At 26.2% G+C, this 19,072-nt stretch carries 19 protein-coding genes and 1 riboswitch; all 19 genes read right to left on the bottom strand.

The window, feature by feature from the left end; genetic code table 11:
- Positions 1–9: 9 nt before the first annotated feature.
- A complete protein-coding gene (locus ABCP60_RS01280) occupies positions 10–1,251 on the bottom strand; it encodes a flagellar hook-length control protein FliK (protein ID WP_343101051.1) in 1,242 nt (413 codons plus the stop codon).
- A gap of 12 nt (positions 1,252–1,263) precedes the next feature.
- Entirely contained in the window at positions 1,264–1,704 is a 441-nt protein-coding gene (gene fliJ / locus ABCP60_RS01275) for a flagellar export protein FliJ (RefSeq protein ID WP_166504998.1), read from the bottom strand.
- A gap of 15 nt (positions 1,705–1,719) precedes the next feature.
- A complete protein-coding gene (gene fliI / locus ABCP60_RS01270) occupies positions 1,720–3,027 on the bottom strand; it encodes a flagellar protein export ATPase FliI (RefSeq protein ID WP_240276106.1) in 1,308 nt (435 codons plus the stop codon).
- Positions 3,024–3,800 carry a FliH/SctL family protein gene (locus ABCP60_RS01265; RefSeq protein WP_195580895.1) on the bottom strand — a complete coding sequence of 259 codons (777 nt, stop codon included), beginning with the start codon at positions 3,798–3,800 and terminating at the stop codon, positions 3,024–3,026. The genes fliI and ABCP60_RS01265 overlap by 4 nt, the downstream gene beginning before the upstream one ends.
- Positions 3,784–4,860 (bottom strand): flagellar motor switch protein FliG, encoded by a 1,077-nt coding sequence (gene fliG / locus ABCP60_RS01260; RefSeq protein ID WP_195580894.1) that lies wholly within the window; start codon positions 4,858–4,860, stop codon positions 3,784–3,786. Before fliG ends, ABCP60_RS01265 begins: the two co-directional genes overlap by 17 nt.
- A 16-nt stretch (positions 4,861–4,876) precedes the next feature.
- On the bottom strand, positions 4,877–6,439 hold the full coding sequence (gene fliF, locus ABCP60_RS01255) for a flagellar basal-body MS-ring/collar protein FliF (RefSeq protein ID WP_166504997.1): 1,563 nt from the start codon (positions 6,437–6,439) through the stop codon (positions 4,877–4,879).
- Positions 6,440–6,461: 22 nt separating this feature from the next.
- The gene (gene fliE, locus ABCP60_RS01250; RefSeq protein WP_166504996.1) at positions 6,462–6,779 is read right to left on the bottom strand and encodes a flagellar hook-basal body complex protein FliE; all 318 of its coding nucleotides are present in this window, start codon (positions 6,777–6,779) and stop codon (positions 6,462–6,464) included.
- A gap of 15 nt (positions 6,780–6,794) precedes the next feature.
- The gene (gene flgC / locus ABCP60_RS01245; protein WP_166504995.1) at positions 6,795–7,199 is read right to left on the bottom strand and encodes a flagellar basal body rod protein FlgC; all 405 of its coding nucleotides are present in this window, start codon (positions 7,197–7,199) and stop codon (positions 6,795–6,797) included.
- Positions 7,200–7,203: 4 nt separating this feature from the next.
- Entirely contained in the window at positions 7,204–7,527 is a 324-nt protein-coding gene (locus ABCP60_RS01240) for a flagellar basal body protein (RefSeq protein WP_166504994.1), read from the bottom strand.
- Positions 7,528–7,980: 453 nt separating this feature from the next.
- Positions 7,981–8,062, bottom strand: a riboswitch (cyclic di-GMP riboswitch).
- Between the two features lie 917 nt (positions 8,063–8,979).
- Positions 8,980–10,458 (bottom strand): CDP-glycerol glycerophosphotransferase family protein, encoded by a 1,479-nt coding sequence (locus ABCP60_RS01235; RefSeq protein ID WP_195580893.1) that lies wholly within the window; start codon positions 10,456–10,458, stop codon positions 8,980–8,982.
- Between the two features lie 65 nt (positions 10,459–10,523).
- Complete coding sequence (locus tag ABCP60_RS01230; RefSeq protein ID WP_343101050.1) at positions 10,524–10,829, bottom strand: hypothetical protein; 306 nt, start codon at positions 10,827–10,829, stop codon at positions 10,524–10,526.
- Between the two features lie 492 nt (positions 10,830–11,321).
- The gene (locus ABCP60_RS01225; protein ID WP_166504992.1) at positions 11,322–11,972 is read right to left on the bottom strand and encodes an NTP transferase domain-containing protein; all 651 of its coding nucleotides are present in this window, start codon (positions 11,970–11,972) and stop codon (positions 11,322–11,324) included.
- On the bottom strand, positions 11,945–12,547 hold the full coding sequence (locus tag ABCP60_RS01220; protein WP_166504991.1) for an HAD-IB family phosphatase: 603 nt from the start codon (positions 12,545–12,547) through the stop codon (positions 11,945–11,947). Before ABCP60_RS01220 ends, ABCP60_RS01225 begins: the two co-directional genes overlap by 28 nt.
- 37 nt (positions 12,548–12,584) lie before the next feature.
- Complete coding sequence (locus tag ABCP60_RS01215; protein WP_343101049.1) at positions 12,585–14,819, bottom strand: glycosyltransferase; 2,235 nt, start codon at positions 14,817–14,819, stop codon at positions 12,585–12,587.
- A gap of 85 nt (positions 14,820–14,904) precedes the next feature.
- Positions 14,905–15,708: a flagellin gene (locus ABCP60_RS01210; protein ID WP_166504989.1), complete on the bottom strand. Its 804-nt coding sequence runs from the start codon at positions 15,706–15,708 to the stop codon at positions 14,905–14,907.
- Between the two features lie 137 nt (positions 15,709–15,845).
- On the bottom strand, positions 15,846–16,652 hold the full coding sequence (locus tag ABCP60_RS01205) for a flagellin (RefSeq protein ID WP_166504988.1): 807 nt from the start codon (positions 16,650–16,652) through the stop codon (positions 15,846–15,848).
- 117 nt (positions 16,653–16,769) lie between these two features.
- Positions 16,770–17,090, bottom strand: coding sequence for a hypothetical protein (locus tag ABCP60_RS01200; RefSeq protein ID WP_195580891.1), 321 nt, complete (start codon positions 17,088–17,090; stop codon positions 16,770–16,772).
- Positions 17,091–17,105: 15 nt separating this feature from the next.
- Positions 17,106–18,677 (bottom strand): flagellar filament capping protein FliD, encoded by a 1,572-nt coding sequence (gene fliD, locus ABCP60_RS01195; protein ID WP_343101048.1) that lies wholly within the window; start codon positions 18,675–18,677, stop codon positions 17,106–17,108.
- Positions 18,678–18,688: 11 nt separating this feature from the next.
- Positions 18,689–19,072: a flagellar export chaperone FliS gene (fliS, locus tag ABCP60_RS01190; protein WP_195236873.1), complete on the bottom strand. Its 384-nt coding sequence runs from the start codon at positions 19,070–19,072 to the stop codon at positions 18,689–18,691.

The raw sequence follows: 19,072 nt of genomic DNA, 5'->3' as shown, positions 1-19,072 counted from the left end.
TATATTCTCCTATACTAATATATTTAGATTATCTTCTTCTATATTAGAGATTTCATTTATATCTTCTAACATAATATCACTTATACGTCTTTGGTTATTTTTCTGTCTTTCTTGCTGGCTATTTTTATTATTAAAATTTTGGTTTAGATTGTCTGAAAATACATTTTGGTTTTCTGAATTTATATTTATTGATACATCTTTTACTTTTATGTTCATATCATTCAAATGTTTAGTTATATCATTTATATTTTTATTTACCAAGTCAAATATATTATTTTTACTAACAGTTATAGATAAACTATTTTCTTCTCCATGCTTTACAAGTTTTATAGTCATCTCTCCTAATTCTATTGGATTAACTTTAATTTTTATTTCTTCATTACCACTTCTTTTTAAGTAGTTTACTGTTTTTATAATATCTTCATTTATAAATGTTTTTCTAATCTCTTTAACTGAGCTATCATTTAAATTATATGTATTTTCATTTTTTAAAATATTATTTGTATTTAGATTTCCTATGCTTCCTTTATTAAGGATGTCTTCTAACTTACTTATTTGTAGATCATTGTTATCTAAACTACTACTTTGATTTAAGTTTTTTTTATTTATTAATGAATTAATTTCTAATTCTCTATACTTAGTTTCCTTTATTAAGTCATTTTTTTTATAATTTTTAGTATCTTCAAAATCATTATTTAATAATTCATTGCTATTTGAAGTTGGTTTTAATTTGATATTATTACTACTTTTGTTTTCGTTTATATCAAATTTTTTTATTATATTTTCTGTATCATTATTTATTTTCTCTAATAAATCATTTAATTTATCTTTATCATTGTTACTTAATAAATTAGACTTAAATTCAATTTCACCTAAAGTATTTTCTAAAGTTTCTAATCCTTCTTTATTATTTATATTTATTTCTAAATTATTTTTATCTATATTCATAGAATCAAAAATAACTTGTATATTATTGATACTTTCATTTAACCCTTCTACATCTTTACCTTCTTTTAACTCATCATTTACGAAATCATATATGTATTTAAGGTTAAATATTATATTTTGAAGGAGATTAAAATCAATGTCTTTTTTATTAGATTCATCTGTATTGAAATTTAAACTCATATCTTCAAGCTTTGATTCTATTTCGCCAAAAAAACAATTGACTATATCTTTACTTCCTTCTGTTTTTTTTAAAGTATTTTCTTTTGCATTAGTCATTGCTTTTATAGACATATTTAAATTCATATTAATTCACCTTTATGATATATTTGTTCTATTTCTTATATATGCATATAATGCAAATTCGTCATTTTTTAATTGTTCTAATCTATCTTCTTCTTTTTTTAATCTATTAAGTTCGTTTTCTTTAAGGGTTTCTAAAGATTTCCTATCTATTTGTTTTTCTATAAAATCTTTTTTTGCTTTAGAAACATTAATTTCTTCTTTTCTCAAATCTTCACTAGTTAATTTTATAGATTGAGTAAGTGCTGCTAAATAATTAATAGTAATTTTTTGACTAATTATATCTTTAGACATTCCTATATCTGAGTATTTTTTATAAGAATTTTCTAAATTCCTTAAATTATTCTCTATTATTCTTTTTTGATTTTGAGCTTGTGTATATCTTAATTTACTTTCTTCCTCATCTTTTACTTTTATATCTAGCAGTTTTTGAAGTTTGAATTTAAACTTACTCACTTACATCAGTCTCCTTTAGTTGAACATATTAATTAATAACTCTTTGCTTTCATTAAATGGTGTACTATCATTAACACCTTGTTTTAAATAATCATTTACTCTGTCTATATATTTAATAGACATATCTATATCTTTATTTGAACCTTCTTCATAAGCTCCAATATTTATTAAATCTTCAGCTTCTTTATAAGTAGCAAGTATATCTCTAGCAAATGATGCAGCTTTATTATGATTATCATCTGCAATTTCTTTCATAAGTCTACTTACACTGTTTAATATATCTATAGCTGGATAATGATTTTTATGTGCTAATTGCCTAGATAAAACAATGTGTCCATCTAGTATTCCTCTTACAGTATCTGCTATTGGTTCATTAAAATCGTCTCCATCAACTAAAACAGTATAAAAAGCTGTTATAGATCCTTTTTCAGACATTCCTGTCCTTTCCATAAGCTTTGGTAACATAGCAAATACGGAAGGAGTATATCCTTTTTGTGCTGGCGGTTCTCCTATAGCTAATCCAACTTCTCTTTGAGCCATAGCAAATCTTGTTACAGAATCCATCATTAATATTACTTTTTTACCTTTATCTCTAAAGTACTCGGCAATAGATGTAGCTGTTAGTGCTCCCTTTAATCTTACTAAAGGTGATTTATCTGATGTAGCACAAACAACTACCGACTTCTTCATGCCTTCTTCACCTAAATCTCTCTCAATGAAGTCTAAAACTTCCCTTCCTCTTTCTCCAATAAGGGCTATAACATTTACATCTGCTTCTGCCGTTCTTGCCATCATTCCTAAAGTTGTACTTTTACCAACTCCACTACCTGCAAATATTCCTATCCTCTGTCCTTCTCCACAAGTTAAAAATCCATCTATTGCTCTTATTCCTGTTGGCATTATATTTGTTATTCGAGGTCTTCTCATTGGATCTGGTGGTTCATTAAATAAACTATATCTCTCACCTTGTAAAATCATATTTTCATCTATTGGATTACCTATGCCATCAAGTACTTTTCCTAAAAGTTCATCACTACATTTAACACTAAGTGGTACTCCTTGTGCAATTACTTTGCAACCAGGTCCAATCCCTGTTAACTCACCAAGAGGCATAAGTATTACATCTCCATCTCTAAAACCTACAACTTCACAATTTATAGGGGTATTTAAATTATTGTATACAGAGCATAACTCACCTACAAATCCTTTTATACCTTCGACTTCTATTGTAAGACCTATAACTTTTTTTACTTTTCCTTCAGATATAACAGTAGGCATATCCTTTATCCTACTAAGTATTCTTTCAAAATCTATGTCTATCATAATAGCTCCTCTTTAACCTTATCTATTACAGCATCTACACCTACTATTATTCTTCCTTTTACGTTCTCTATAATAGCATTTCCAATATCTATAGATTCATCTTCTAAAACGAATACGTCGCCTTTAAGTTTATTACATTCTTTTAAACTTAATATTTCATTCTTTAAGCTATCTTTATATAAAGGATTTACTTTTATTACTATATTTTCCTTGAGTTCATACTCTTCAATTACCTTAGTTAATAAAGTATTCATAGATGATTCTGATTTGAATTCATCCCTTAGAACTTGTTGAGCTATACTTATACTAATTTTTAGTATTTCTTCTTTATTTAAATTCATATACTCAGCTACTTTATCTTTGGCTTGTATCAATAATTTACTGGCATTATTTACAATTTCTTCAGACTCTTTTTTTGCCTTTTCTATATTTTCTTCATATGATTCTTTGTATCCATCTTCATATCCGTTTTTAAGCCCTTGATTGTATCCTTCTTCATAAGCTTTTTTTTCTATTTTTTCTCTTTCTAACTTACTTTCTTCAATTATCTGACTTGCCTCAGCTTTAGCTTGATCTATAATGTCATCATATTCTTTTTGAGCTTCTTGTAACTTAATATTTATTTCTTCTTTTTTTTCGCTTAATTTTTTTTCTAAGTCTTCTCTAAGCTTTCTTTCTTCTTCACTTTCAATTTGAGAGAGGTTATTTATTGTTTTTACGCCTTTTAAATTAACATTTTTAGCTTTTATTATGTTACTACATGATAAACTCATCATCTGATCCTCTTGTTAAAGTTATTTCACCCATATCTTCAAGTCGTCTTATAACATTAACTATATTTTGTTGTGCTTCCTCTACTTGAGATATTTTTATCTTTCCTAATAAATCAATTTCCTCTTTAAGAGCTTGTGATGCCCTTTGAGATTGATTTCTAAATATGACATTTGATACTTCCTTAGATGCTCCCTTAAGAGCAAATGCAATATCTTTAACATTAACCTCTTTAAGAATTCTCTGAATAGTAGAATTTTCAAGCCTTACAATGTCGTCAAATATAAACATATTGGCCTTTATATCCTCAGCTAATTCATTGTTTCTTTCTTCTATGTAACTTATAATACTTTTTTCTGTTTTTCTATCTACATTACCAAGTATTTCAACCAAGCTATCAATACCACCAGAACTTTCCATTTCTCTTTGTCCAAGTTTTGATAGTTTCATTTCTACAGCTTCATCAATGGCCTTTATTACACTTGGTGATACTGATGATGTTGATCCTATTTTTAGTGAAACTTCATTTTTAATCTTAGGTGGTAACTCACTTAATATCAAAGCTGCTTTGTCTGATTGTATGTGAGATAAGATTATAGCTATAGTTTGTGTACTTTCACCTTGTATACATGCTAATATCTGCTCTGGTTCAGCTTTTCTCGCTGCCATAAACAGTTTTGTATAAGCATCATATCTAATTCCTTCTATTAATTTATTAGCTCTTTGGTTTCCTAAAGCTCCATTAAGCAGTGATTTTGCATAGTCTATACCACCTTTTAACACAAATTCTTTTCCTTTATTTAGTTCTATAAATTCTTGGAGAATTTCTCTTCTTTCTCTTGCGTTGACAGTGTGTATATTAGCTATTTCTACACCGATTCTTTGTATTTTCTTATCAGATAGATTTTTAACTATATCCGCTGAAACGTCAGTCCCTAATGTCATTAAGAGTACTGCTGCCTTTCTAGCACCAGTAACTCTTCTCACTTTAGGTATATCACCTAAATCAAATGCATTTCCTGATTTAGTACTCTCTACTGATTTAGTAACTTCATTTTCCAAAACAAACTACCACCCTTTACTCATTTAACCAATTATTTATTAATTCTGTAACTTCTTCTATATTTTCTGAAGCGTATATCTTAACTTCTTCCTCTAAAGTCATATTATCTTCATCATCTTCTAAATTGTGTAGCCTATGTTTTTCCATTTCTTCTAGCTTTTGATTTATCATATCTATTTCATTAGATTCATCTATTTCATCAATTTCTTTAGATTTATTCTTTTTCTTAATAACAAATATAGCTATAAGTGCTATTACTATAACTAGTAATAATCCGGCTACTATATATCCTGTTGTTTTTAATAACTTAGCCACTTCATCTTCATCACCTAATGCATTTTTTAGATTCTTTTTAGCATTTGCTTCAAAGTCCATAGCAACAACTACTACATCATCGCCTCTATTTTTTTCTACACCAATGGTATTAGATACCATATCTTTAACGTCTTTAATATCTCCCGCATCTAATTTGCCATCTATAGCAACCGAAGCAGTTATTCTATTTAATTCACCTTGAGCCTTAACAGTTTTAATTTCTGTCTTTCCTACTTCATACTTTATATCTTCACTTTTACTTTCAGTAGTTCCATCATTTACATTGCCTTTATTATTCATATTGTTATCAACAGTACCACCTGTATTTACTGGCTCTGTAGATTTATTTTCACTTTTTGACTCACTTACTATAACCTTGTTAGGATCTATTATCGTTTGAGTTTTTTCATTAGTGTCAAAATTCAAATCAGCATTAACAGTTGCTCTTACTTTTCCCTCTCCAAATATAGGTTCAAGTAATCTAACTATATCTCTTTCTAATCCTTTATCTAGATCTCTTTCTGCCTTAGTTGCAATATCAATCCCATTAGAATTATCGCTAGAATTTGATTTTCCATTTTCATCAAATATTCCTTCTGATAATAAGACCATATTTTGGTTGATTACCTCAACATTTTGTTTCGGTATATTTGGTGTACTTGCGGATACTAAAGATATTATAGATTTAACTTGTTCTTGACTTAATTGTTCTCCTACATTTAAATCTACATAAACGGCTGCTTTTCCAGGTATGCTCTCTTTAGCAAATACAGATTCTTCACCTTCTGTTATATGAACTCTTGCATCTTGTACTTGCGGAAAAGTTTTTATAGTTTTTTCTAGTTCACCTTGAATCATTCTTTGTTTTTTTACCTCAAATTCTTCATCTGTAAGACCTAACGATGATCCTTCATCCATAAGTTCAAATCCTTTAGAACCATTTGAAACTTTTCCAGATAGTTCAAGTCTTAACTTATCTACCTGATCTTTAGGTACATATATACTATCGCCCTCTATTTTCGTTTCAATTTTTTCTTTTTCTAGTTCTTTAGTTATAACAGATGCATCATTTGAATCTAAACCCGAGAAAAGAACATCATATTTATTATCATTTTTATACTTAATTCCAAATATTATAGCTAATATAATTGCAATCACTCCAACTATAATGGCTATTTTCTTTTCTTTTCTCATTTCCTTAAATTTTTCTTTTCTTGTTTTTATAAAATCTTTTATTTTTTCTATTATCTCTTTAAAATTCATCTATCTGCTCCTTATTAAGGAATTACAATTGCACTCTATTAATTTCTTGGTAAGCATCATATAACTTATTTCTAATCTCAATCATAAGTTGCACTGACATTTGAGATTCTTGTGCTGATAGCATAACATCATGCATAGAAACATCTTCACCTTTTATAAGCGCTTCTATCTTTTCATTTGAATTTATAATACTATCATTTACCTTACCTATAGCATTCTTTATAACATCTTCAAATTGCTTGTCTGGCTTTTCATTTCCTTTAACTTTATATGTAGTCTTATTATTAATAGCATTAGAGAATATATCAGAATTAATATTTATATTGCTTATTCCTGTCATTTAACCACCTACTTTCTATCTACCTATCTCTAAAGCTTTAGATATCATATTTTTTTGAGCATTTAAAGTATCTACATTAGATTCGTAAGCTCTCGATGCACTTATAAGATCTGACATTTCAGCTAATAAATCTACATTTGGATATTCTACATATCCATCTTTGTCTGCATCAGGATGATTTGGTTCATATATTTTTCTGAGAGGAGATTTATCTTCTTCAATCTTTTTTGTTTTAACACCTAACATCCCTAATTTTTCATCATAATTTTCTTCAAAGCTAGCTACTTTTCTCCTATATGCTCCTCCATTTTTAGTTCTTGTAGTCTGCATATTAGCAACATTCGAAGATATTATATCCATTCTCATACGTTCTGCTGTCAGACCACTTGCACTAATTCTCATACCACTAAAAACACTCATTTATTTACCTCCCAGATATTATACTTTTTGTCATAGCGATTTTTATATTTGTAAGACTTACTAACGCATTATATTCTAATGTCGTAGCTGCTTGATTAACCTTCTCATGTTCAATATCAACGTTATTACCATCTTCTCTGACCACAGATTCCTTATCAACCTTTAACTTTATACTAGGAATTTCTAGTTTATTCTTTAAAGTATCTTCGAAACTAACATACTTTCTTTTATACCCTGGAGTATTTATGTTAGCAATATTTTCTGCAATGGCATTACTCCTTAAATGTGTAGCATCTAATCCCATTTTCATTAAATTATAGATTTCCATATTACTCTCCTCCATTAATTTTATAAATCAAAAAACCACTCTATAAAGAGTAATTTTGTATACTACATAGCATACTATCATTGCTAGAATTTGATTATTTTAGATATAAAATTAAATCAATATATTTATTATTCGTTTTCTTATATTTAATTTTCTTATCATTTTAATTATAAACTTTTACTTATTTTTTTCTATATAATTTATACTATTACATAATTTTTCCTATAATAAAAAATGTAAGATACATAATGAACTTTGATAATATAATTGAATTATTAGATTTATTAAAATATTATTTCTTCAAAAAAAAATAACTCTAAAGAGAGTTATATAATATCAGCGTCGATAAATAGAGATGCATAATTTGGACACAAACAATCAAAATAATTTATATATTATTCATAATTCTCCAAAATTATAAACCTTATATATCGAAAACAAAAACACACAGTTTTTTGCAACTGGCTAGCATAGTTTCTACTTTAGCTCCTATAGTTTTGCGTCACTAGATTTCTCTAGCTTGCCTATTTTGTTTTTCGTTGTTTTTCGTTCTTTTTTTACACTTTTCGACATTTTTTCCATACACTAAATATTATAGTATAATTACCATTTAATCAAGTTTTTATTTGTATTTTCTTACTATTTTTTTTCAAACTAATATTAAAAATACATTTAAACTTATTTGTTAAATCACAAAGTGTAATTTTATTTTATATTATATTTTATATTGTATTTTATATTATACGGCTGATATAATTAGAACTTTATATTTTTTATTAAAATAATACAAATTATGTATTAGACAATAAATTCTACATCACTAAAAATTTTTAACTTAAACATCCTTATTCAGATTAATTCCTAAATATTATAAATTTAGATAATATTCCTATTTTTTTCAATTATGACTGTAATTTTATTTATAAATTCAAAATATTAAAACCAGAAAATTAAATACATTTATATCTATATTAGTTCCTAAAGATATTTTTGATATAAATATTGATTTAACACTCAATTATATTAATAAAATTTCTTATGATACTTATCTACCTTATTAATAAATCAAAGCTTATTATACTAATAAAATGTATAGTAAAGTTAGTTTTTACTTAGATAAATTTTATAACATTTGCAATATTAAAATTTATTCTTTCTTTAAAGAAAATTTAATATTGTGTTCATATAATATTATAAAAATTCATGATTTTGAAAAATGATTAAAGACTTTAGTAGTAATTTAACTACTTTTAATTTAGATTTATTTTATGAACTTATCGGGATATGTATAAAACTATTAATTATTATAAATACTCTTATAGTTAAAATTATATACCTGTATTAATTAATACTTAATATTTTTAATAATAAAATACAAAAAGTCTTGTAAAAATAGTTACTTAATATAATAAGTTATTCATGACTTTTTGTATTTAATATCATTGTGAAATTTTAAAAATAATTATTTTCAATACACTGCTTTATATGTTTGTGAACTTGTTCTCCACAACTACCATCAATATTTGAAAGAACAGTATTTAGTGCATTAATTCTATTATCTTTTTTGTAATCTTTTTTATTGACTACTAAATCTATAAATTTATCTACAGTCATTTCATCTTCACCAACTATATAATTAGAAAATATATCAAATACTTTTTCATGATAGTATTCTCTGTTTAATTCTATGTCATATATTAAAACAGGTTTTCCTGTAGCCATATATTCAATTAATACAGAAGACCTATCTGTTATTAGTGCATCAGATATTTGAAAAGCTTCGTAATAACTAGGTGAATTATCAATAATTATATTTTCTGTATTTTTTGCTGAGCTTAATAACTCTTTATATCTTTTATAGCATTCTGGGGCTCTTGATTTAACATATGACAGCTCCAGTGGGTGAGGTCTATATATTAATCCATAGTTTAAATCATTTCTAATTTTATTAAAGACTTCTTCAACTTCATCTAATACTTTATCTCTTCCATTTATAACTTTCATTAAGTTTGTAGTCCATAAAAATACCTTTTTACCTTTAAATTTATTTTTATAATATTCATTTGTAGTATTTGATTTTAGACTACTAACTAAAGCATCAAATTTAGGTGACCCAAGAGGCAATAATTTCTCTCTAGCTACCCCACTATATTCTGCAATGTCTGCAAATGCATGAGATTGTACAACAACTTTATCAAATTCTCTTGTTCCTATAAATGAGTAAAAATCTTTATAAAATGAAATTGGATAAGTACCTAATATTCCATAAGTAACATATACTAGCATATCTGTATATTTTTTTAAATTATAAGAAAAATAGTTGCTATCTACTCTAGTAGCATTATTATATTCATCATATTGATTGTGTATATATATAACATCTGGACTAATTTTTTCTAAATCAAATGTTTTATAATCAGTAATAGGTACATATTTAGGCAACATATCACCTTCATATGTAAATATAGCGTCCATATTCCCATTTCTATTATAAATTAACTTATAATATGGAATTGGTACTACATAACAATTACAATTTTCATCTTCTTTAGCTTCTTTCCAAATACTTTCAAGGCTATTCCACATAGATGCATTGTATGGCATAAAAACAATATTATATTTTTCCTTAATATTTTTATTTATAATATCTATCATATCATTTATCATATTAATAATTTCTTGGCAATCATAAAGTGTATCTGTATCTTTTGTTTTATTTAAATCTTTTAATTTTTCTAATATACTATTTGATAGATTATAAAGTCTACCGTCACATTTTTTAGCATTTTCAAAGCTATTTTTAACTGTATTAATAGCTTGTATACAAATTTCAGACATAAACTCATAGTCTGTATTTAAATTTTTAATTATATAAGAAATCCCTTCTATTGAGGTTTTTAAAATTTCTATTATTCTTTGTTTTTCATTCATTTTTAATCACACTACTTTCTATAAATCCAAGATTTAAATTGTAACTTTAGTTATAAGTTTATTGTTTAACCTCTATTTAAAATAAAATAGTGTCTCTCAGTTTCTTTGTATTGTTTTTTATCAGTTAGAAACATTTCATTTTCTATAATCTTAAATCCATTATTTATAAGAACTTTAAAAACATCTATGTATTCATCAATTGTTCTATATATAACATTATATTCACTATTTAATTCATTAGAGTAAAAATCACCTAGGGTTAATCTTTCTTTTGTAGCAATTGGTGATGCTATATATATCATAGCCTCTTTATCTAAGACTTTAAGTAAATTTTCAAAGCATATGTTAAATTCTTCATCATTTATATACATTATAAGACCTGCTAAAATTACTTTATTAAACGGGGCATTACTTTTTACAACCTCATTATCATATATATTTATAAAATCACATATTTGAAAATCATAACTATTATTACAACCTATTCTTTTTCTCGCTATATTAAGTAAATCTTATGCAAAATCAGTACCTAAATAGTATTTACTATTTAATACTATCATTTCTGCTAATCTTCCTACTCCACAACCTATATCTAAAACTTTAGAATTTTTATCTATTTTTAATTTAGGTATTATAACCTCTTTTTCATACTCATCTAATAATTTTGCATATTCAGAATCATTATCGTTACATTTTACAGCTTTATAAGGATTATCTTCTGTGTACTTTTCTGCTCTTTTATCCCAAAATAGTTTTACACTTTTTTATTTATATTTATGTTTTCTTTATATACCCTTGTATTTTTTTTCGTCATCCCATTTCTCCTAGTTAAGGTTTGATTATAAATTCATATTTAACCGATTTTATTTGTATCCATTTTTATACCAATCTAAAGCTTTTTTATATTCATTCATATTATCTATTTCCTTTAAATTTACATGAACTACTTTTAAAGGTAAATTAGGTGTTATCATTTTATATACATGGTCATTTCCGCTATTAAGTTTATGTGCATATATTTTAAACAACCCAGTCCATTCATACTTTCCATGTTGTCTTGAAAAACTAACTGCATGTTCAGTTCCATCTATAAATTCAGTATCTATATATACTGGTTCATTAGTATATGGAGAACAAACACCTATTGCTTCTTCATCATCTTCTAATATAAATCTTTCGAGGTCTTCAGGTTTAAATAATACATCTCCATCTAATGATATAATCATCTCATTAGAATGTTTTTTCCCTAGTGATAAACTAGCAGCAGTTTTTGTATTAGTATAATCATGATTAAACACAAAAGTAATATCTTTTCTATATGAGCAAACTACGTCAATAACTTCTTGGGCTTGATATCCTACAACAATTCTTATATCATCAAACTTGTCTAAACATTCTAATTGTCTTATTATTAATGGTTTTCCATCAATATCAATTAATGATTTATTAGTATTTAGACCTAATCTAGTTCCCATTCCTGCGCAACTTATAATAATCGTTTTAGAAACTGACATAATTTCTCCTCCTCATAAAACGCATAGTCACAAACATTTAATACACTCGGAGCTATTGGTCTAACAGCACCAAATCCAATTCCTATATCAGCATACTCTATCATTTTTGAGTCATTACTTCCATCTCCAATAGCTACTACTGGTCCATCTATTTCTTTTATTATATCTTCCTTTTTTATAACATTTACAACTGATTTAATATATTGACCATCCGTTAAAGCCTTTGATGAATAATATATATCATTTAAACCTAACATATCCATGAGTTCACAAATCCAGATATCTAGATTACCAGTTATTATAATACATCTATCTATATTCTCTAAAATAAATTTAATTAATTCTTCATTTAATGTTATATTTTTAACTATATTACGTACTTTTTTTATAGGTATCTCTTTTAATATTTCAATTCGTTTTAGAAAACTTTCTTCAAAAGACAACTTACCTAACATAGTATCTTCTGTTATTTTGCTAATACTTTCATGACATCCAATATACTTTGCCATTTCAGGAAGTATTTCCTGTTTTGTTAATGTTGAATCTAGGTCAAATACAAATTTATATTTACTCAAATTTGAGCCTCCTCTTATGACATAATTTTTGTATATTTTAATTTATAATCATAATTTTTTCTTTTGATTCTAGAACTATGTTTTCGTCTTCACAGTTTTTTACTATTAATTCAAAATATTTAGTGGCATCTTCATATTGTCCTAATATTTCTTTTATGCTCCCTATATTAAAAACCACATTATAATTGTATCTATCTAATAAATATGAATTTTTAAACATTTTATCAGATTCTTCGAACTTTCCTTCTAACATTTTTATAATTGCTTTTAAATTTAGTATCTCTGCCTCTTCTTCTTCAAATATACTTTCATATTCATATATATTTTCTTTAGCTCCAATAATATTTCCTACCTCTATGTCATTTTGAATTATCGATTTATATTGTTTTTTAAGACTATTTAGCTCTTCATTTATATCAAATTCATTTTTAAATTTCTCTATTAATATTTCTATTCCCTTTTTGTATTTTTGATTTTTTATTAATAAGTCTTTCATTTTTTTTACATACTCTAATTTATCAGTTTTACTAAGTTTTTGAGCTCTATTTATACTTATAATGAATATTTCATCTTCATTTTTCAATAAATTTAGTAAATCATCATCTTCTAAGTCTGTATTATATAATTGCTTCAAATAATCATAAGTATAAGTTATATACATTAAAAATAAATTTTCATACTTTTTACCAACTAAACCACCATATGTTAACAATGATTTAGATACACAACTATAAATTTGAAGTTTCTTTATGTCTAAAGTATTTAAAGTATTGTCTAAGTAATCATATAAATCAAATATAAAATCTCTTTTATTTGAAACTAAATAATCTATATAACCTTGCATTTTTAAGTTACTTATATTTTTTAATATATCTTCTAATTGTAGATTTCCTTTCATAGCATAATATATTATATCTGCATAATATATTTCTTGCTCTTTTGTTAGTATCTCATTATATTGTTCAATCGTTAATTTTTCACCTAATCTTATTTTATTTAAAGTACCGTAATTTCCATCTATTTTAGAAAGCATTTTATACATTTTAGGCAAGTCTTCTTCTTTTATTCTTTTTAGTATACTTTCTAACGCAACTTTAAATTTATTTTGCTGTACTATACAAGATGAAAGATTTTTATATATTTCAATGATTTTTTCTTCTTGATTTAATTTATATAAACTCATAAATATAACTAAGTAAGCTTGTTCTAAAATATTAATATTTATATCATCTATATTATTTATTATCTCTTGATACATCTCTAATTTGTAATAAATATCAATAATGTTAACTTTAGCTTTATCTTGGTATATCAATGTATCTGCATTACACTCAACAGCATTAGCTTGTGTAGATATATCATAATTTTCTATAAGATATAAATACCTTTTATAATTTTCTAAGCTTCGCTTATATTTTCTTAAATATTTTTGACTTGTCGCTAGGTAATAATATATATCTATATTTTTATTATCATTTTTTATATACTTAGTGCATAAACTTTCACATTTGTCAAACTCATTCATTTCTAAATAAAGCATAGCTAAATCTAATGTTACAAATATTGGTATATATTTAATTTTTGTATACAAATCATACCCTTTTTCCATATAATATATTGCATCTTCATAGTTTTTAGATATAGAATAAGTTTTTCCTAATTGATAGTTAATATATGGGTTATTCGGTTCTTTCTTTATTTCTTTTAATAAAATATTTTTATTTCTATTATCTTTTAATTGTTTGATTTCTTCATTTTCAAATAAATATCCATAGTGATCAAATAAAGCTACATTGTTATATATAGGATGTTTAAATTTTGGTTGTTCGTGTATTGCTCCTTCATATCTAAAATCTTTTGAGTTTTTAAACATTCTAATTAAAGGAGTCATACTATAACTTTTTTTATCTAGCGAAAGTATATTTTTTAGATTTATACTTGCACTATTATATTTATTGAATAAGCTTTTATCAAAGAATTCTTTTAATTTCTCATAATTAATTAACTCTTCATCTGCATCTAATATAAGTATCCAGTCTCCCTTTGCATAACTTATTGATATATTTCTCATATCTGAAAAGTTATCATTCCACTTTGCAAAAAATACTTTATCAGTATATTTTCTTGCAATATCAACAGTCGAGTCAGTTGATCCAGTATCTAGTATTACTAATTCAGAATTTATTTCTTCCATTAAAGGACGTAGTGCGTTCAATGTTTTATCTAAATTTCTCTCTTCATTTTTTACCATCATTACAATACTTAGTAGCATATATTTAATACTCCTTTTAAGTGATTAAATTTAAAAATAAAGAGTAAAGCACATGCTTTACTCTTTATTTTTTAACTTAATAAAGCTATCTTAATAACTGAGTTACACTTTGAGGTTGTTGGTTAGCTTGTCCAACCATAGCTTGTGCTGCTTGATTTAATATGTTTAACTTAGATAAATTAACCATTTCTTTAGCAACATCAACATCTCTTATTCTTGATTCTGCTGCACTTAAGTTTTCTGTAGAAGTTGTTAAGTTAGCAGAAGTATACTCTAATCTATTTTGAGTTGCTCCTAATTTAGCTCTTCCTGTGTTTATGTTTTCTAATGCTGCATCTACCGTACTTACGAAAGCTTGAGCCTTTGTATTATCAGATACATCTATAGTTAAACTTCCTGCAGTCTTAACTAAATCTATTGTATTTATAGTTCTAGTTTCATTATTAGCTCCTGATTGTATTGTAAATGTACCTGCTCCACTTAATAAGTTTTTACCATTGAATTTAGTTTCTTTACCTATTTGGCTCATTTCTTGTTGTAATTGAGTTAATTCTTCTTTTATCTTATCTCTATCAGTTGTAGTTAATGTATCATTTCCTGCTTGAACTCCTAGTTCTCTCATTCTTTGAGCTATATTTCCTGCTTCTTCTAATGCACCTTCTGCTGTTTGTACCATTGATATACCATCTTGTACGTTTCTATCTGCTTGTTGCATTCCTCTTATTTGAGATCTCATTTTTTCTGAAACAGCAAGTCCTGCAGCGTCATCTCCTGCTTTATTTATTCTTAGCCCTGTTGATAATTTTTCCATAGACTTTCCTGATAATGCAGTATTTTTTGCCATTTGGTTAGTCGCTATCATAGCATTCATATTAGTATTTATTCTCATTGTTTTTTCTCTCCTTAGAACTTTACGACATCCTTGTCTTTTATTTATAAAAGTATATCTATATTATATATATCGGCATAATATAGATATACTTTATATTTTTAAATATATTTATAATTTATTTACTTATTTTAAAACTATCTTAATAACTGAGTTACACTTTGAGGTTGTTGATTAGCTTGTCCAACCATAGCTTGTGCTGCTTGATTTAATATGTTTAACTTAGATAAGTTAACCATTTCTTTAGCAACATCAACGTCTCTTATTCTTGATTCTGCTGCACTTAAGTTTTCTGTAGAAGTTGTTAAGTTAGCAGAAGTATACTCTAATCTATTTTGAGTTGCTCCTAATTTAGCTCTTCCTGTATTTATTTGTTCTAATGCTGCATCTACTTTACTTACGTAAGCTTGTGCTTTTGAACTACTAGAAACGTCCATACTAGCTAAAGTTTTAGCTTGTCCTACTAAATCTATAGTATTTATAGTTCTAGTTTCATTATTAGCTCCAGCTTGTATTGTAAATGCTCCTGCTCCACTTAATAAGTTTTTACCATTGAACTTAGTTTCTTTACCTATTTGATTCATTTCTTGTTGTAATTGAGTTAATTCTTCTTTTACCTTGTCTCTATCAGTTGCAGATAATGTGTCATTTCCTGCTTGAACTCCAAGTTCTCTCATTCTTTGAGCTATATTTCCTGCTTCTTCTAATGCACCTTCTGCTGTTTGTACCATTGATATACCATCTTGTACGTTTCTATCTGCTTGTTGCATCCCTCTTATTTGAGATCTCATTTTTTCTGAAACAGCAAGACCTGCAGCGTCATCTCCTGCTTTATTTATTCTTAGTCCTGTTGATAATTTCTCCATAGACTTTCCTGATAATGCAGTATTTTTTGCCATTTGATTAGTCGCTATCATAGCGTTCATATTAGTGTTTATTCTCATTGTTTTTTCCTCTCCTTAGGACTTTACGACATCCTTGTCTTTTGCCTTTTGTATTGTGTATTTTGTACTTGGCCAAGTACCTTACATATATATATATCGTTATAATTTATATTAACTTTATACTTTTTTGTTAAAAATATTTAAATTTTCTTTTTTCGTACTTAGATATGAGGTATTTACTCTATTTGATAGTTTGTGATTTTTTATCTCATCTTTCGTTTTTTCTATACTATCACTAAGCAATATATGTATCTCTCTATCAATTTCTAATATTCCTTCATCGATCATCTGGATTTTAAATGCTTCAAAGTCAAGTACATTACTTAATATTTCTTGTCTTTTATCAAATAAATCACCTATATTAATTAAACTACTACTTTTTAATTTATTTAATATGTCTAATGATACACTTTTATATAATTTGATACTTTCCTTCATTTTTAACACCTAGCCTTAAGCCTGCATAAAATAACTCATCTGTGAATTTAGCTTATTCATACTAGCTTCTAGGTCTGCAAATTTTTTATATAAAGCATTTTCCTTAGTATCCATTTTTCTTTGAAGATTTTTTATCATATCCTCTTGTCGTTTTATTTGTTCTGAGTAAAAATTCTTCACAACAGAAGATGTTCTCTCTAGCCCAGCTTTTCTAGCAAATATAGATGATGATCCTCCTATATTCTTGTTAAGAATATCATTCATTTTTCCCATTATACTAGATTTATCTTTTGCAAATAATTTATAGACTTTATCCGAATTATATTCTAAAGATTTAGTAAATTTATCCTCATTTAATGATATCTGACCTTTTTTATTATAGTCTTGTGGACTAGTTACACCCATTTCACTTAAAACTTTTATATTATCACCAAATATAGCATTTTGCATATCATTTATAAATCTTCTCATCTCAGAATCATTTCGAAGTATACCTTTTTTAGCATTAGCTTCCCATTTCTTTACTTCTTCTTCACTCATATCCTTTTTCTGTTCTTCTGTAAGCGGTTGATAATCTTTCTTAGATTTTTCAGTTATAAGACTATACATTTTATCCATTATTTTATTATAATCTTGTACAAAACCTTTCATGTTATCTAGGGCTTTGGTTGTATCCTTTTTTGAGGTTATCTCAGAAGTTCCTTTATTATAAATACTATAATCTATTCCATCTATTGAGAAATTATTTTTTTGCTCATTTATTACTTTACTAAATCCGTCATCTCCTGAGACTTTGATATAAGAATTACTTCCACTTGCTATACCTGAAAAATCAACCATATCAAAATCTGGTTCATTCTTTGAATTTAATACAAAACTTCCATCTGCATTTGTCTTGTATTTTTTTGTTTTTAGTCCTAAAAATTCTAGAGAATTAGATTTGCTTCCATCTTCAGAAATGATTTCAATATTACTGTTTGATCCTGTGTCAAAAGATTCAATACTAAAACTTCCAGTCATCTTGCTATATGATGCCTTTATTTTTCCATTTCCATTACTGTTAATTTTATCAACTAAAATCTCTATAGTATCACTTGATTCTATTGTTATAGGATTTGAGTATAAAATATTCCCTTTGTCATCTTTTCCAACAGAAATTTTAAATGATTCTCCTATTTTAGCTCCTAAATCCGCTAATTTACTTGACTTGTCTAAATTGTCTTTTGAAGATACAATTTTAGCTGGTTCTGCTATTTTATTAACTTCAAAATTATAATGTATATTATCTGCTCCCGCTCTTGATGTAGCTGACATTACACTACTATTAGAACTTTGAACTGATAATGTATTCCAAGCTTTACTACTCACTATTGAATCTTTAGATGTTACTGAAAAATATTTATCATTTATATTTTTCAAATCTTTCATTACGTCTCTATAAATTTCCTGCTGCCACTTTACTATTTGCTCTTTTTGCTTGACTTTATCAATTTTATTTTGTTCACCAACAAGCATTTGCTTTACAACTGTGTCGGTGTCCATTCCCGTTGCAAGACCTGGTATTCTTATTGTATTTACTCTTGTCATATAAAATTCACCTACTTACCTGTCTTTATTTTTTTGTCTACCTCATACCACATATCTCTAACATCTTCTATCACAGGAAGTACTTCATCTATTATCTTAATATCCTTTTTCATATTGGCTTTAGCAAGTTCGCTCTTTATAAAATCATATATATTATATAAATCTTCCATATATTTCCCAGCACTTTTATCCATAGTTATCATAAGTTCTAAAAATATATCTTGAACTCTAACCAATTCATTGTGAGCTCTAGAAATATTTTTTTCTAATATTGCCATTCTTGCTATTTTTGTATATTTAACTGCTCCATCTAACAACATCAACAATAGTTGTTCTTTAGAAGCCATATTTACTGAATTTTGCTTATATGTATTATATGGATTTGTTGTATACAT

The sequence above is a fragment of the Romboutsia sp. MSSM.1001216sp_RTP31141st1_G3_RTP31141_220114 genome (genome assembly GCF_039031195.1).
GTDB lineage: Bacteria > Bacillota > Clostridia > Peptostreptococcales > Peptostreptococcaceae > Romboutsia_C > Romboutsia_C hominis.
This window is presented reverse-complemented; position numbering and strand designations above follow the sequence as displayed.